This is a genomic window from Streptomyces musisoli (assembly GCF_016741855.1).
GTDB lineage: Bacteria > Actinomycetota > Actinomycetes > Streptomycetales > Streptomycetaceae > Streptomyces > Streptomyces musisoli.
In genome coordinates this window covers 189,670-206,343 of the sequence record NZ_JAERRH010000013.1, presented here as the reverse complement: position 1 = coordinate 206,343, position 16,674 = coordinate 189,670, and the positions used below count along the sequence as shown (strand labels likewise).

Annotated in this window: 2 protein-coding genes; both read right to left on the bottom strand. The window is 76.5% G+C overall.

Going from position 1 to position 16,674, the window contains the following annotated elements; translation table 11 throughout:
• A partial coding sequence (locus JK361_RS42870; protein ID WP_443732168.1) for a beta-ketoacyl synthase N-terminal-like domain-containing protein occupies nt 1-897 on the bottom strand: 897 nt, incomplete at its 3' end.
• Nucleotides 894-16,619, bottom strand: coding sequence for an SDR family NAD(P)-dependent oxidoreductase (locus JK361_RS41470; RefSeq protein ID WP_236053723.1), 15,726 nt, complete (start codon nt 16,617-16,619; stop codon nt 894-896). The genes JK361_RS41470 and JK361_RS42870, both read right to left, overlap by 4 nt.
• Nucleotides 16,620-16,674 lie beyond the last annotated feature (55 nt).

Below are 16,674 nucleotides of genomic sequence, written 5' to 3'. Positions count from 1 at the left end.
CACCGCGGAACCACGCAGGACGGCCAGCACGTCGTGGCCGTTGCGGCGGGCGTCGCTCAGCCGCTCGAGGACGAGGACGCCCAGCCCCTCGGAGAAGCCGGTGCCGTCCGCGTCGTCGGCGAACGAGCGGCAGCGGCCGTCCGGGGACAGGGCGCCCTGCCGGCTGAACTCCACGTAGGTGCCGGGCGAGGCCATCACCGTCACTCCCCCGGCCAGCGCCAGGGTGCACTCGCCCTGCCGCAGCGACTGGGCGGCCAGGTGCAGCGTGACGAGCGAGGAGGAGCAGGCGGTGTCGACGCTGAGCGTCGGGCCCTCCAGGCCGAAGGTGTAGGCGACGCGTCCGGAGACGATGCTGCCGGAGCCGAAGCTGCCGAAGTAGTCGTGGTACATGACGCCCGCGAAGACACCGGTGCGGCTGCCGCGCAGCCCGGCGGGGTCGATGCCGGCGTTCTCCAGCGCCTCCCAGGAGCCTTCGAGCAGCAGCCGCTGCTGCGGGTCCATGACGAGGGCCTCGTGCGGGGCGATACCGAAGAACGCGGCGTCGAAGTCGCCCGCGTCGTGCAGGAATCCGCCCTCGCGGGTGTAGGAGCGGCCGGGTGTGCCCGGGGCCGGGTCGTGGAGGTCCGGGTCCCAGCCGCGGTCGTCGGGGAACCCGGTGATGCCCTCCCCGCCGTCCGCGACCAGCCGCCATAGATCCTCGGGGGACCGGACACCGCCCGGGTAGCGGCAGGCCATGCCGACGATCGCGATCGGTTCCCGGGCGGCCGCGGTCAGGGCGCGGTTGCGTTCCCGCAGCCGCTCGGTCTCCTTCAGCGAGGCGCGCAGCGCCTCGACCATCCTGGTGTCCGGCTTCTCGGACTCGGCCATGGTCCTCTTCCTTGTCGCGGGCGTCGTCACAGGGCGTCGTCGTCCTCGACGAGGTCGTCGAGCGCCATGCTGATCAGGCTTTCGGCGTCCATCGCGTCGATCGACGCGCGGGCGGGTCCGCCGGCCGGCGCCGGCTCCGTCGCGGGCCGCAGTCCGGCGAGTTCGAGCAGGCCGTCCAGCAGGCCGGCCTCGCGCAGCCGCCCCACGGGGATGGCGGCGAGCGCGGCGCGCACGGTGTCCTCCTCGTCGCGCGGGCCGTCGCCGGTGCGCGGGGCCAGTTCGGCGGCGAGGTGGCCGGCGAGGGCGAGCGGCGTCGGGTGGTCGAAGACGAGCGTGGCGGTGAGCCGCAGGCCGGTGGCCTCGTTGAGCCGGTTGCGGAACTCGACGGCGGTCAGCGAGTCGAAACCGAGGTCCTTGAAGGGCAGTTCGTTCTCGAACTCCTCCACGCCGAGGACCGACCTGGCCTCGTCCCGGACCAGCCGCAGCAGCCGTTCGGTGCGTTCTGCGGGGGCGGTGTCGGCCAGTTCGCGGCGCAGTGCCGAGGCGGCGGCGGGCGCCCCGGTCCCGGGACGGCGCGGCGTGCGCACCAGGGAGCGCAGCAGCGGGGCGACGCGGGCGGCCTCGCGGGGGGCGAGGTCGAGGCGGGCCGGCAGCAGGACCGGTTCGTCGCGGCCCACCGCCGTGTCGAACAGGGCGAGCCCGGCCGCCGCGTCGAGGGCCGGCACGCCGGCGGAGGCGATGCGGCGGGCGTCGGTCTCCCCGAGCCGGTCGGCCATGCCGCCGCTGCCCGCCCAGGCGCCCCAGGCGAGCGAGACCGCGGGCAGGCCGAGCGAGCGGCGGTGTGCGGCGAGGGCGTCGAGGAAGGTGTTGCCGGCGGCGTAGCCGCACTGGCCGGGGCCCCCGAGCAGTCCGGCCGCGGAGGAGAACAGCACGAACGCCGTCAGGGGCCGCTCCCGGGTCAGTTCGTGCAGGTTCCAGGCGGCGTCCAGCTTCGGCCGCAGCACGGCGTCCAGCCGCTCGGGGGTGAGCGAGGTGAGGACGGCGTCGGCGAGCACGCCCGCGGTGTGCACGACCGCGGAGACCGGGTGGTCGTCCAGGGTCCGGGCGAGGGCGGCGCGGTCGGCGGCGTCACAGGCGACGACGGTCACCTGCGCACCGAGCGCGGTGAGTTCCTCGCACAGCTCGGCGGCTCCGGGTGCCCCGGGCCCGCTGCGGCTGAGCAGCACCAGCCGCTCGGCGCCGTGCGCGACGACCAGGTGCCGGGCGACCAGCCGGCCCAGGGCGCCGGTGCCGCCGGTGACGAGGACGCCGCCGGAGAGGCCGGCCGGCCCGGGCTCGGCCAGGCGCGGGGCGCGCACCAGCCGGGGGATGCTCACCGCGCCGTCCCGCAGCGCCAGTTGGGGCTCGCCGGCGGCGACCGCGGACGGCAGCAGGCGCCGGGAGGCGTCCGTGTCGTCCAGGTCGGCGAGGACCAGGCGGTCGGGGTGCTCGGACTGGGCGGAGCGGACCAGGCCCCATGCGGCGGCGGCGCCGGGGTCGGTGACGTCGCCGGGGCCGGTCGCTCCGTGTGTCGCCACCACCAGGGCGGTGTCGGCGAACCGGGCGTCGGCCAGCCAGCCCTGCACCAGGGCGAGCAGCTCGCCGACGCCGGCCCGGACCGCGTCCGCGGTGTCGCCGCCGGCGTGCACGACGACCAGGGTGTCGGGGGCCTGCGCGGCGGCCTCGGTCAGGTCGGCGGCGACGTCGACCTCCGCGACCTCGCCGGCCAGGGCGGCCGCCAGCCGTGCGCGGCCGGGGCCGAGTACGGTCCACCGCCCGGCCTGCGGCACCGCGGACACCGGGACGGGCGGCCAGTCGAGGGCGAACAGGTCGTCGTGGCCGCCGGCCGCGGCCGCGGCGATCCGGTCCGGGTTCACCTCCCGCAGCGTCAGCGACGCCACCCGTGCCACCGGCCGGCCGGTTCCGTCGGCGGCCTCGATGCGCACCGCGCCGGTGCCGGCCGGCGCGATCCGCACCCGCAGGGTGGTCGCGCCCCGCTCGTACAGCTCCACGCCGTTCCAGGCGAAGGGCAGTGTCATGCGCTCCTCGGCGCCCGCGCGCAGCCCGATGGCGTGCAGGGCGGCGTCGAACAGGGCCGGGTGCAGGGCGAACGTGTCCGCGTCGGCGGGCAGTTCGACCTCGGCGAAGGTCTCGTCGCCGTGCCGCCAGGCCGCGCGCAGCCCCTGGAAGCGTGGGCCGTACTCGGCGCCCAGCTCCGCCAGCCGCTCGTAGACGCCGTCCAGGCCGACCGGTTCGGCGCCGGGCGGCGGCCAGGCGGTGAGGCCGGGGCCGGGCCTGTCCCCGGCGGGGCGCAGGACGCCGGTGGCGTGGGTGGTCCACGGGTCGCCGTCGGCCGCGGCGGCGTACACGCAGAAGGCGCGGGCGCCGGTCGCGTCGGGCTCGCCGACCGTGCACTGGAGGCGTACGGCGCCGTCCTCGGGCAGCACCAGTGGTTCGGTGACGGTCAGGTCCTCCACCGAGCCGCAGTCGACGCGGGCACCGGCGGCGAGGGCCATCTCGACGAAGGCGGTGCCGGGCAGCAGCGGCACGCCGCCCACACTGTGGTCGGCAAGCCACGGATGCCCGGCGAGGGAGAGCCAGCCCGTGTACAGGGTGCCGTCGGCCCCGGCGAGTTCGACGGCGGTGCCGAGCAGCGGGTGGTCGGCGGCGGGCCGCGGCAGGGCGAGGTCGCCGGTCATCCAGTAGCGGTCGCGCCGGAAGGCGTAGGTGGGCAGGTCCGATCCGTCGCGGTGGGGCAGCAGGGCCGTCCAGTCGACGGCACGGCCGTGCACGTGCAGGGCGGCGAGCCCGGTGAGCAGGGCCTCGGTCTCCGCGCGGTCCTTGCGCAGCAGCGGTACGACGGCCGTCCCGTCGGGCAGGCACTCGGCGGCCGCCACGGTCAGCGCGCTGCCCGGGCCCACCTCGGCGAAGTGCCGGGCGCCGGCCTCGTGCAGGGCGGTGACGGCGTCGGCGAAGCGGACGGCCTCACGGGCGTGCCGCACCCAGTAATCGGGCGTGGACAGCTCGCCGGGGGCGGCCGGAGCGCCGGTCAGGGTGGACACCAGCGGGATGCGCGGCGTTCCGTACGACACCGATGCGGCGATCGACCGGAACTCCTCCAGCATCGGCTCCATCAGGGCCGAGTGGAATGCGTGGCTGACGGTCAGCTCCCTGGTGCGCTCGAAGCGGGCGGCCAGCGCCCGGACCGGCCCGGCGGGGCCCGAGAGCACGACGGACGCGGGCCCGTTGACGGCGGCGATCCCCACGCCGTCGCCCAGCAGGGGCCGGACCTCGTCCTCGCCGGCGCGTACGGCGATCATCGCGCCGCCCCGGGGCAGGGCCTGCATCAGGCGGCCCCGGGCGGCGACGAGGGTGCAGGCGTCCTTCAGGCCGAGGACGCCGGCGGCATGGGCGGCGGCGAACTCGCCGACGGAGTGTCCGGCGAGCAGGTCGGGCCGGACGCCGAACGACTCCAGCAGCCGGTACAGGGCCACTTCCACGGCGAACAGCGCGGGCTGGGTGTACTCGGTGCGCTCCAGCAGCTCGGCGGAGTCGAGTACGTCGGCGAGCGGCCGGCCGAGCAGCGGGTCGAGGTGGGCGCGGACCTCGTCGAAGGCGGCGGCGAAGGCGGGGAACGCGGCGGCGAGGCGGGTGCCCATGCCCGGCAGCTGCGAGCCCTGGCCACAGAAGAGGAAGGCCAGCCGGCCGTCGGTGGCGGTGCCGAGGACGCCGGTCGGCGGGGTGCGGCCCTCCGCCACGGCCCGGACGCCCGCGGTCAGTTCGTCGCGGGTGCGGCCGAGGACGGCGGCGCGGTGGCCGAGCCGGGTGCGGGCGTGGGCGAGCGCGCCGGCGAGGCGGTGCGGGTCGGTGTCCGGGGCGGTGGACAGGTGCTCCAGCAGCCGGGCGGCCTGGGCGCGCAGGGCGTCCGGGGTGTGCCCGGAGAGCAGCCAGGGCACGGTCCCGGCCGCGGGGGCGCCGGCCGCTTCGGCGGGGGTTTCGGCGGGGCTCTCGGCGGGCGGCGCCTCGACGATCACGTGGGCGTTCGTGCCGGAGATGCCGAAGGAAGAGATGCCCGCGCGGCGCGGGCGGCCCGGGTCGGGCCAGGGGCGGTTCTCCGTGAGCAGCCGGACGTTGCCGCCCTCCCACTCGACGTGCCGGGACGGCCGGTCGATGCCGAGGCTGGCCGGGAGGGTCTCGTGGCGGAGGGCCTCGACCATCTTGATGACACCGGCGACACCGGCGGCGGCCTGGGTGTGGCCCAGGTTGGACTTGACCGAGCCGAGCCACAGCGGCTGGTCCTCGGTGTGCTCGGCGCCGTAGGTGGCGATGAGCGCCTGGGCCTCGATGGGGTCGCCGAGGGTGGTGCCGGTGCCGTGGGCCTCGACGACGTCGACCTCGGCCGCCGGGACACCGGCCGCCTCCAGGGCGCGGCGGATGACCCGCTGCTGTGCGGGACCGTTGGGGGCGCTGATGCCGTTGGAGGCGCCGTCCTGGTTGACGGCGGTGCCGCGCAGCACGGCGAGGATCCTCCGGCCGTTGCGGCGGGCGTCGGAGAGCCGTTCCAGCAGCAGGACTCCGGCGCCCTCGCCGAATCCGGTGCCGTCGGCGGCGTCCGCGAAGGGCTTGCAGCGGCCGTCGCGGGACAGGCCCCGGTGCCGGCTGAACTCCACGAAGGTGCCCGGGGTGGCCATGACGGTCACTCCGCCGGCCAGCGCCAGGGAGCAGTCCCCCTGCCGCAGCGACTGGGCGGCCAGGTGCAGCGCCACCAGCGAGGAGGAGCAGGCCGTGTCGACGGACAGGGTCGGTCCCTCCAGGCCCAGGGTGTAGGCGATCCGGCCGGAGACCACGCTGCCGGAGCCGAAGCTGCCGAAGTAGTCGTGGTACATGACGCCCGCGAACACGCCGGTGTCGGAGCCGCGCAGGCCGGCCGGGTCGATGGAGGCACGCTCCAGCGCCTCCCAGGAGGTCTCCAGGAGCAGGCGCTGCTGGGGGTCGGTGACCAGGGCCTCCTCGTCGTCCATGGCGAAGAAGCCGGGGTCGAAGTCGGCGGCGTCGTACAGGAAGGCGCCGTGCCGGGTGTAGCTGGTGCCGGGCCGGTCCAGTGTCGGGTCGTAGAGGTTCTCGACGTCCCAGCCGCGGTCGGCGGGGAACTCGCCGATGGCGTCCCGCCCTTCGGCCACCAGCCGCCACAGGTCCTCGGGCGAGGCGACGCCGCCGGGGAAGCGGCAGGCCATGCCGATGACGGCGATCGGTTCGTCGGCGGCGACGCCTCGCACAGCGGTGCGGGCGGGTGCCCCGGTGAGGCCGCCGGTGAGTTCGCCGAGCAGGTGGCGGGCGAGTTCGGCCGGGGTGGGGTGGTCGAACACCAGGGTGGCGGGCAGCCGCAGGCCGGTCGCGGAGGTGAGCCGGTTGCGCAGTTCCACGGCGGCCAGGGAGTCGAAGCCGAGTTCCCGGAAGGCCAGGGTGCGGCCGACGTCCTGCGCGGAGCGGTAGCCGAGGAGGGTGGCGACATGGTTTTGCACGAGTTCGGTGAGGAACGGTTCGCGCTCCGCCGGCAGCAGGCCGGCGAGCCGGTCCCGCAGGGCGTCGGCGCCGCCGGCCGCGCCCGGTCCGGTGGCCGCACCGGCCCGGCGTACGGGCACGAGGGCGCGGAACAGCGGGGCCAGGTCCTCGCCCTGGGCGCGCAGGGCGGCCAGGTCCAGTTTCACCGGCAGCACGGCGGGTTCGGCTCCGCGCACGGCGGCGTCGAAGAGGGCGACGCCTTCCTCGGTCTCCAGGGGGGCGACGCCGCCGCGGGCGATGCGTGTGCGGTCCGTCTCGTCGAGGGTGCCGGTCATGCCGCCGGTCTGCGCCCACAGCCCCCAGGCCAGGGAGTGCGCGGGCAGCCCGAGGGCCCGGCGGTGCACGGCGAGCGCGTCGAGGTAGGCGTTGGCGGCGGCGTAGTTGGCCTGGCCCGGCGAGCCGAGGGTGGCGGCGGACGACGAGAACAGCACGAACGCCGAGAGGTCCAGGTCCGCGGTGAGTTCGTGCAGGTTCCAGGCGGCGTCGGCCTTCGGCCGGAACACCGTGTCGATCCGGTCGGGGGTCAGGGAGGTGAGGACGCCGTCGGCGAGCACGCCGGCCGCGTGCAGCACGGCGGTCAGCGGCCGGTCGGCCGGTACGGCGTCCAGCACGGCGGCGAGCGCGGCGCGGTCGGCGACGTCGCAGGCGGCGCTCGTCACCTCGGCGCCGAGGGCGGTGAGTTCGGCGACGAGGTCGGCGGGGGCGCCGCCGCGGCTGAGCAGCAGCAGGTGCCGGACGTTGCGCTCGGCGGCCAGGTGGCGGGCGATGATCCGGCCCAGCGCGCCGGTGGCACCGGTGAGCAGGACGGTGCCGGAGCCGAGCCCGCCGCTCCGGACGCCGTCGCCGGCCCACGCGGAAGCGTCGGCCGCCGAATCGGCACCCTCCGTGGCACGCGCGGGCTCTCCAGCCCCCGAGCCGGTGCCTTCGGTGCCCGGCACAGGACCGTCGGCCGGCAGGGCGTCTCCTTCCGTGCCCCGCGCAGGCCCGGCGGCCCGCGATCCGGGCTCGGTGCCGCGCACAGGCCCGGCGGCCGGCAGGGCACCGCCCTGCGTGCCGGACACGGGCTCGGTGCCGCGCACAGGCCCGGCGGCCGGCAAGGCACCGCCCTGCGTGCCGGACACGGGCTCGGCAGCCTCCGAGCCGGTGCCCTCGATGTCCGCGGCCGGGCCCGGGGCCTCGGTGGTGACGCGGGTCAGCCGCGGGGCCAGCCAGGTGCCGTCGCGGAAGGCCAGGTGCGGCTCTCCGGTCGCCACCGCCTCGGCGAGGCGTTCGGCGTCCGGCTCCTCCCCGGCCTCGACCAGCACGATGCGGCCGGGGTTCTCCGACTGGGCCGAGCGGACCAGGCCGCCGGCCGCGGCCCCCGCCGGATCGGTGCCGGTGACGACGACGAGAGGGGTGTCGGCGAGGCGTTCGTCGGCCAGCCGGGAGCGCAGCGCGTCGAGCACCGTGCCGACGGCCGCCCGGGTCTCGGCCGCGCTCACGCCGGCCGGGGCTCGCAGCACCTGCGGCGCCGGAGCGGTCCCGGCCGCCGCCGGGGCCGGCACCCAGTCGACCCGGTACAGGGCGCCCGCGCGGGCCGGGCGGACCGCGACGGCCGCCGTCCCGGTCCGCAGGGGCCGCAGGGTGAGCGATTCGACGGCGGCGACGGGCGCGCCCGTGGGGTCGGCGAGCGTGAGGGCGACGGTGCCCTCGCCGGTCGGCCGGACCCGGACGCGCAGCGCGGTCGCGCCGGTGGCGTACAGCCGTACCCCGGACCAGGCGAACGGCAGCAGGGCCTCGTCGCCCGCGGCGTCGGTGAGGCCGACCGTGTGCAGGGCGGCGTCCGACAGGGCCGGGTGCAGCCCGAAGCCGTCGGGCGCCGCGTCGGTGGCGACCTCCGCGTACAGGCCGTCCTCGGTGCGCCAGGCGGCACGCAGCCCCTGGAACAGCGGCCCGTATCCGAGGCCGAGGGCGGCGAGTTCGTCGTACAGGCCGTCGAGCGGGACGGGTTCGGCGGCCTGCGGGGGCCAGGCGGTGAGCAGGTCGGCGGTTGCCGGGAGGGTTCCGGTCGGCGCGAGCAGGCCGTCGGCGTGCCGGATCCACGGCAGTTCCTCGTCGGGGCTCTCCGGACGCGACCAGATGGTGACCGGGCGCGTCTGCCCGTCGGGCGCCCCGACGACGACCTGGAGCTGGACGGCGCCGTGCTCGGGCAGCACCAGCGGGGCGTGCAGGGTGAGTTCCGCGATGTCGCCGCAGCCGACCTGGTCGCCCGCGCGCAGGGCCAGTTCCAGGTGCCCGGTGCCGGGGAAGAGCAGCCGTCCGCCGACGCGGTGGTCCTCCAGCCACGGCTGGGTGCCCGGGGACAGCCGGCCGGTGAGGACGGCGCCCTCGCTGTCGGCGCGCACCATCGCGGCGCCGAGCAGGGCGTGGTCGGTGGGGGCGAGGCCGGCGGAGGTGACGTCGGCGGCGCTCGCGGTGCTGTCGAGCCAGTACCACTCGTGCTGGAAGGCGTAGCCGGGCAGCGGAACCCGGCGCGGGCGGCGGCCCTCTGCGACGGCCGCCCAGTCGACGCCGGCCCCGTGGGTGAAGGCCTCGCCCAGCGCGGTCAGCAGCCGGTCCCGGCCGCCCTCGTCGCGGCGCAGGGAGCCGACGGCGGCCACGGCGTCGTCGGTCTCCTGGATGCCGACGGTCAGCACCGGGTGCGGGCTGGACTCGATGAACAGCTGGTGCCCGTCGGCGACGGCGGCGCGCACCGCCTGCTCGAACAGCACGGTGCCGCGCAGGTTGGTGTACCAGTAGCCGGCGTCGAGTTCCGTGGTGTCGAGCGGGCCGCCGGTGACGGTCGAGTAGAACGGCACCCGGGCGGCGCGCGGTTCGATGCCGTCGAGGGCCTCGGCGAGGCGCTCGCGCAGGGTCTCCACGTGGGCGCTGTGGGAGGCGTAGTCCACGGGCAGCCGCTTGGCGCGGACCTTTTCCGCGCGCAGCCGGGCGAGGAGTTCGTCGAGGGCGTCGGCGTCGCCGGAGACCACGGTGGAGGCGGCGCCGTTGACGGCGGCGACCGACAGCCGGCCGTCCCAGGCGGCGAGCCGGGCGCGGACCGCGTCGGCGCCCTCGCCCACGGACATCATGCCGCCCGAGCCGGACAGCAGCTCGGCGATGGCCCGGGAGCGCAGCGCGACGACGCGGGCGCCGTCCGCCAGGGACAGGGCACCGACCGCGCAGGCGGCGGCGATCTCGCCCTGGGAGTGGCCGATGACGGCGGCCGGGGTGACGCCGTACACGCTCCAGGTGTGCGCCAGGGACACCATGACGGCCCACAGCAGCGGCTGGACGACGTCCACGCGGTCCAGGCCGCCGCGCAGCTCGGTGTGGAAGTCCCAGTCGGTGTACGGCGACAGGGCGGTGGCGCACTCGGCCATGCGGGCGGTGAAGACCGGTGACTCGTCGAGGAGCCGGGTGGCCATGCCGGACCACTGGGAGCCCTGGCCGGGGAAGACGAACACGGGCCGGGCGCGGCCGGGCGCGGTGCCCTGGGCGAGGTTGCGGGCGGTGGTGCCGCCGGCCAGTGCGGCGAGGGCGCCGCGCAGTTCGGCGGTGTCGGTTCCGGTGATCGAGGCGCGGTGGGCGAAGCGGGCGCGGCCGGTGGCCAGCGACCATCCGATGTCGGAGGGGTCGAGCCGGGGGTGGGTGTCGAGGTGGCCGAGGAGGGCGGCGGCCTGGTCCGCGAGTGCGGCGGGGGTCTTGGCGCTGAGCAGCCAGGGGACGGCGGGGCCCCGGGGTGCGGTGTGCTCCGGCTCGGCGGGGGCGGGCGGCGCCTGTTCGAGGATGACGTGGGCGTTGGTGCCGGAGATGCCGAACGAGGACACACCGGCCCGGCGCGGCCGGCCCGTGGCCGGCCACTCCCGTTCCTCCGTCAGCAGCCGCACGTTCCCCGCGTCCCAGTCGACCTTCGTGGACGGCTCGTCCACATGCAGGGTCCTCGGCAGCACACCGTTGCGCATCGCCATGACCATCTTGATCACACCCGCCACACCCGCGGCGGCCTGCGTGTGCCCGATGTTCGACTTCACCGACCCCAGCCACAACGGCTCCGCACGACCCTGACCGTACGTCGCCAACAACGCCTGCGCCTCGATCGGATCACCCAGCGTCGTACCCGTACCGTGCGCCTCCACCACGTCGACATCCGCGGTGGTGAGGCGGGCGTTCTCCAGCGCTTCGAGGATGACGCGTTCCTGGGAGGGGCCGTTGGGGGCGGTGAGGCCGTTGGAGGCCCCGTCCTGGTTGACGGCGGTGCCGCGGACGACGGCGAGGACCTCGTGGCCGTTGCGGCGGGCGTCGGAGAGCCGTTCCACGACCAGGACGCCGACGCCCTCGCCCCACACGGTCCCGCCCGCCGCGTCGGCGAACGCGCGGGTCCGGGCGTCGGGGGCGAGCGCGCCCTGCCTGCTGAACTCGATGAACGTCTCCGGGGTGGCCATGACGGCGACACCGCCGACCAGCGCGAGGCCGGACTCGCCCTGCCGCAGCGACTGGGCGGCCAGGTGCAGCGCCACCAGGGAAGAGGAGCAGGCGGTGTCGACGGAGAGCGACGGGCCCTCCAGGCCGAGGGTGTAGGCGACGCGTCCGGAGACGATGCTGCCGGAGCCGAAGCTGCCGAAGTAGTCGTGGTACTGGACACCGGCGAACACGCCGCTGCGGCTGCCCTTGAGGCTGTGCGGGTCGATGCCGGCGCTCTCCAGCGCCTCCCAGGACGTCTCCAGCAGCAGCCGCTGCTGCGGGTCCATGACGAGGGATTCCCTCGGGCTGATCCCGAAGAACGCGGCGTCGAACCCGCCGGCGTCGTGCAGGAATCCGCCCTCGCCGACGTAGGAGGTGTCGGGCCGCTGCCGGGTGGGGTCGACGATGCGGTCCACGTCCCAGCCGCGGTTGGCGGGGAACGGTGTGATGGCGTCCGTGCCGTCGGCGACCAGCCGCCACAGGTCCTCGGGGGTGCGCACGTCGCCCGGGTAGCGGCACGCGAGGCCGACGATCGCCAGCGGCTCGTCCGCAGGGGGCTGCACCGCGCGGGGGCCACGGCGGGCTCCGGTGCGGGCGCCGTCGACGAGGGTGCCGAGGTGGGCGGCGAGCGCCTCCGGTGACGGGTGGTCGAAGACGAGGGTGGCGCTCAGGCGCCGGTCCAGCTCGGCGGAGAGCGCGTTGCGCAGCTCGATGGCGGCCAGCGAGTCGAAGCCGAGGTCCTTGAAGGCCCGGTCGGTCTCGACGGCGTCCGGGTCCGCGTGCCCGAGCACGGCGGCGACGTGGCCGCGGACGGTGTGCATCAGCGCCTCCGCCCGTTCCTCGTCCGCCAGGGCGGCCATGCGCTCGGCGAAACCGGCGTCGGCGCCCTCGGCGGCGGCCTCCCGCCGCACCGGGCGGCCCGCCAGCGCGTGGAAGACCGGTGCGAGGCCGCTGCCCTGGGCGCGCAGCGCGGGCAGGCTGAGCCGCACCGGTGCCAGGGCGGGCCGGCCGGCGCGCAGGGCCCGGTCGAACAGCTCGGTGCCTTCCTCGGCCGACAGCGCGGTCATGCCGCCGCGCGCCATACGGGCGCGGTCGGCCTCGTCGAGGGAGCTGGTCATGCCGCCGGAGGGGGCCCACGGCCCCCACGCCAGCGACAGCGCGTGCGCGCCCCGGCAGTGGCGGTGGACGGCGAGGGCGTCCAGGAGGGCGTTGGCGGCGGCGTAGTTGCCCTGGCCCGGGGCACCGACGGTGCCGGCGACGGACGAGAACAGTACGAACGGCACGCCTTCGGGGACCAGTTCGTGCAGATGGAGGGCGCCGAGCGCCTTCGGTGCGAGGACGGTGTCGAGCCGCTCGGGGGTGAGCGAGGAGACCACGCCGTCGTCGAGGACGCCGGCGGCGTGGACGACCGCGGTGAGCGGATGGCCGGCCGGGATGCCGGCCAGGACGGTGGCGAGGCCGTCCCGGTCGGCGACGTCGCACGCGTACGCGGTCGCCGTGGCGCCGAGGCCGGCGAGTTCGGCGACCAGTGCGTCGGCGGCGCCCGACCGGCTGACGAGCGCGAGGTGGCGGACCCCGTACGCGGTGACCAGGTGGCGGGCGAGCACCGGTCCGAGGCCGCCGGTGGCGCCGGTGAGCAGCACCGTGCCCTCGGGGCCGAGGGCGGGCTCGGTCGCGTCGGCGGGGATTTCGGCGCGTGTCAGCCGGGGGGCGTGGGCGGTGCCGGCGCGCACCGCGAGCTGCGGTTCGCCGGAGGCGAGGGCGGCGGGCAGTACGGCGTCGGCGTCCGTGCCCGGTGCGAGGTCGAGCAGCACGAACCGCTCCGGGTTCTCCGACTGCGCGGACCGCACCAGGCCCCATACGGCCGCTCCGGCCAGGTCCGGTACGTCCTCCCCCGCGACGCTCACCGCGCCCTCGGTGACGACGGTGAGCGGGCGGGGGTCGTCGTCCTGGAGGGCCGCGAGCGCGGTGTGCAGCGCCTCCCGTACGGCGGCGGCATCCGTCCCCGGCGCGGTGCGCAGCACCCGGTGGCCGGTGCCGGGGGCGTCGGCGGCCAGGGGCACCGGCCGCCAGTCGAGGGCGAACAGGGCGTCGGCACCGGTGCGGCGGGCCGCGCGCAGGCCGGCCAGGGGGCGGGAGGCGAGGGAGGTGACCGTGGCCACGGGGGCACCGGTGGCGTCGGCGAGGTCGACGGCGAAGGCGTGCGGGCCGGTGGGCACGAGCCGGGCGCGGAGCACGGAGGCGCCGGCGGCGTGCAGGGTGACGCCCGCGAACATGAAGGGCAGCCGGGCGGTGTCGTCGGCGGATCCGTCGCCGAGCAGGGCCAGGGAGTGCAGGGCCGCGTCGAAGGCGGCCGGGTGCAGACCGAAGCGGGGCGCGTCGGCGGCGGGCCGCTCGGGCAGCCGTACCTCGGCGAACACCTCTTCGCCGCGCCGCCAGGCGGCCGTCAGGGCCTGGAAGACGGGCCCGTACTCCAGACCGGCGGCGGCGTGCCGCTCGTACAGGCCGTCCGTGTCGAGGGGTTCGGCGTCCTCGGGGGGCCAGGCGTCCAGGCGGGTGCCCGGGGTGTCGCCGCGTGCGGCGAGGAGACCGGAGGCGTGCAGGGTCCAGGCCTCGTCGGCGGGCAGGCTCTCGGCGCGGGCGTGGATGTGCACCGTACGGGCGCCCGACGGGTCGGGTGCCCCGACGGCGACCTGGACGCGCACGCCGTCGTCCGGGGGCAGCACCAGCGGTACTTCCAGGGTGAGTTCCTCCAGGTGGCCGTAGCCGACCTGGTCGCCGGCGCGGACGGCCAGCTCGACCATGGCGGTGCCGGGGACGACGACCGAGCCGCCGACGACGTGGTCGGCGAGCCAGGGGTGGGTGCGCACCGACAGCCGGCCGGTGAGCACGGCGCCGTCGGAGCCGGCCAGAACGGTGACCGCGCCGAGCAGCGGGTGGTCGGCGGCGTCCAGGCCGGCGGAGCCGACGTCGGCGGCCGGTGCGTCCGCCTCGGGCCAGAACGGCTCGCGCCGGAAGACGGTGGTGGGCAGGTCGACGGTGCGGGCGCCGGTGAACAGCGCCGTCCAGTCCACTGCTGCCCCGCCGGTGTACAGCTGGGCGAGGGCGGTAAGCAGGGTCTCGGTCTCGTCGCGGTCGCGGCGGCCGGTGGCGGCCAGGACGGCGTCGGTGTCCGTGCCGGCGGCGGCCAGGCACTCGCGGGCCATGGCGGTCAGCACGGCGTCGGGGCCGACTTCGAGGAAGCGGGTGACGCCCTCGGCGGCGAGGGCGCGTATCCCGTCGTGGAAGCGGACCGCCTCGCGCACGTGCCGCACCCAGTGGTCGGGCGTGGTGATCTCCTGGCCGGCGAGGGCACCGGTGACGTTGGAGACCACGGGGACGGTGGCCCGGTGGAAGGTCAGGGACTCCACGACCGCCCGGAAGCCGGCCAGCATCGGCTCCATCAGCGGCGAGTGGAAGGCGTGCGACACCTTCAGCCGCCGGCTCCTGCCGAAGCGGGCGGCCACCGCCTCCGCCTCGTCGGCGTCGCCGGAGATCACCACGGAGGAGGGGCCGTTGACGGCGGCGATGCCGACCCGCTCGGTGAGCAGCGGCCGGACCTCGTCCTCGGCGGCGCGGACGGCGATCATCGCGCCGCCCTCGGGGAGTGCCTGCATGAGCCGGCCGCGCGCGGCCACCAGCGTGGCCGCGTCCTTCAGGTCCAGCACGCCCGCGACGTGGGCGGCGGCGATCTCTCCGACGGAGTGCCCGGCGAGGTAGTCGGGGATGAGGCCCCAGGACTCCAGCAACCGGTACAGGGCGACCTCGAAGGCGAACAGCGCGGTCTGGGTGCGGGCGGTGCGGTTCAGCGGCTCCGGGTCGTCGCCGAGGACGAGATCGCGCAGGTCGTCGTCGCCGTACAGCGCGCAGATCTCGTCGAACGTCCGGGCGAACACGGGGAAGTGTGCGTACAGCTCGCGGCCCATGCCGGCGCGCTGCGCTCCCTGCCCGGTGAACAGGAAGGCGGTCTGCCCCTTGCGGACGCGGCCGGTGGCCGCGCCCGGACCGCCCTCGGCGACCCGGGTCATGGCCGTGACCAGCGCGTCGCGGTCGGCGCCGAGGACGACGGCCCGGTACCGGTGGGCGGTGCGGGTGGCGGCGAGGGAGTGCGCCACGTCCACCGCGTCGAGTTCGCCGACGGCGGCGGCCAGGCGGGCGGCCTGTGCGCGCAGGGCGTGTTCCGTGCGGCCGGAGACCACCCACGGCACCAGCGGCGGCGCGGTGCGAGGTCCGGGTTCGGCCGGTTCCCCGGCGGGGGCCTCTTCCAGGATGGTGTGCGCGTTGGTGCCGCTGGCGCCGAAGGAGGATACGGCGGCCCGGCGCGGGCGGCCGGGGTCGGTCCAGGGCCGGTTCTCCGTCAGCAGCCGCACCCGGCCCTGGCTCCAGTCGACCTTGGTGGACGGCTCGTCGGCGTGCAGCGACCTGGGCAGCACGCGGTGCCGCATCGCCATGACCGCCTTGATGATGCCGGCGACGCCGGCCGCGGCCTGGGTGTGCCCGATGTTGGACTTCACCGACCCGAGCCACAGCGGGGCGTCCTCGGGCCGGTCCTGTCCGTAGGTGGCGAGCAGCGCCTGGGCCTCGATGGGGTCGCCCAGGGTGGTGCCGGTGCCGTGCGCCTCCAGCAGGTCCACGTCGGCCGGGCCGAGCCGGGCCCCGGCCAGCGCGGCCCGGATGACGCGTTGCTGGGACGGCCCGTTGGGGGCGGTCAGGCCGTTGGAGGCGCCGTCCTGGTTGACGGCGGAGCCGCGGACGACGGCGAGGACCTCGTGGCCGTTGCGGCGGGCGTCGCTGAGCCGTTCCAGCACCAGCATGCCGGCGCCCTCGCTCCAGCCGGTGCCGTCGGCGGCGTCGGCGAAGGACTTGCAGCGCCCGTCTTGGGCGAGGCCGCGCTGCCGGGAGAAGGCGATGAAGTTGCCCGGCGTGGACATCACGGTCGCGCCGCCCGCCAGGGCGAGGGTGCACTCCTCGTCGCGCAGTGCCTGGACGGCGAGGTGCACCGCGACGAGCGCCGAGGAGCAGGCCGTGTCGATGGTGACGGCCGGTCCCTCCAGGCCCAGGGTGTAGGAGATGCGGCCGGAGATCACGGCGGCCAGCACGCCGGTGCCGAGCGCGGCCTCGCTGTCCCGTGTCCGTGCCAGCAGGTCCTTGTAGTCCTGGCCGTTGGTGCCGGCGAACACCCCGATCCGGGCGCCGTGCACCGAGTCGGGGGCGATCCGGGCCCGTTCCAGGGCCTCCCACGACACCTCCAGCAGCAGTCGCTGCTGGGGGTCCATCGCGACCGCCTCGCGGGGGCTGACGCCGAAGAAGTCGGGCTCGAAGCCGGCCGCGCCGGTGAGGAACCCGCCGCGGGTGACGTAGGTCCTGCCGGTGGCGTCCGGGTCGGGGTCGTAGAGCGCGTCGACGTCCCAGCCCCGGTCGTCGGGGAAGTCACCGATGGCGTCGGTGCCGTCGTGGACGAGCCGCCAGAACTCCTCCGGCGTGGTCACGCCGCCGGGGAAGCGGCAGCCCATCCCGACGATGGCGATGGGTTCCCGGTCCTGGGTCTCCACCTCGCGCAGCCGCTGACGGGTCTGGGCCAGGTCGGCGGAGACCCGCTTGAGGTAGGAGAGCAGCTTTTCGTCGTTGGTCATCGGGTGTCGCCACTCCTGTGCGAAGAGGTGGACTGCGGTGGGGCCGGGGTGTCGT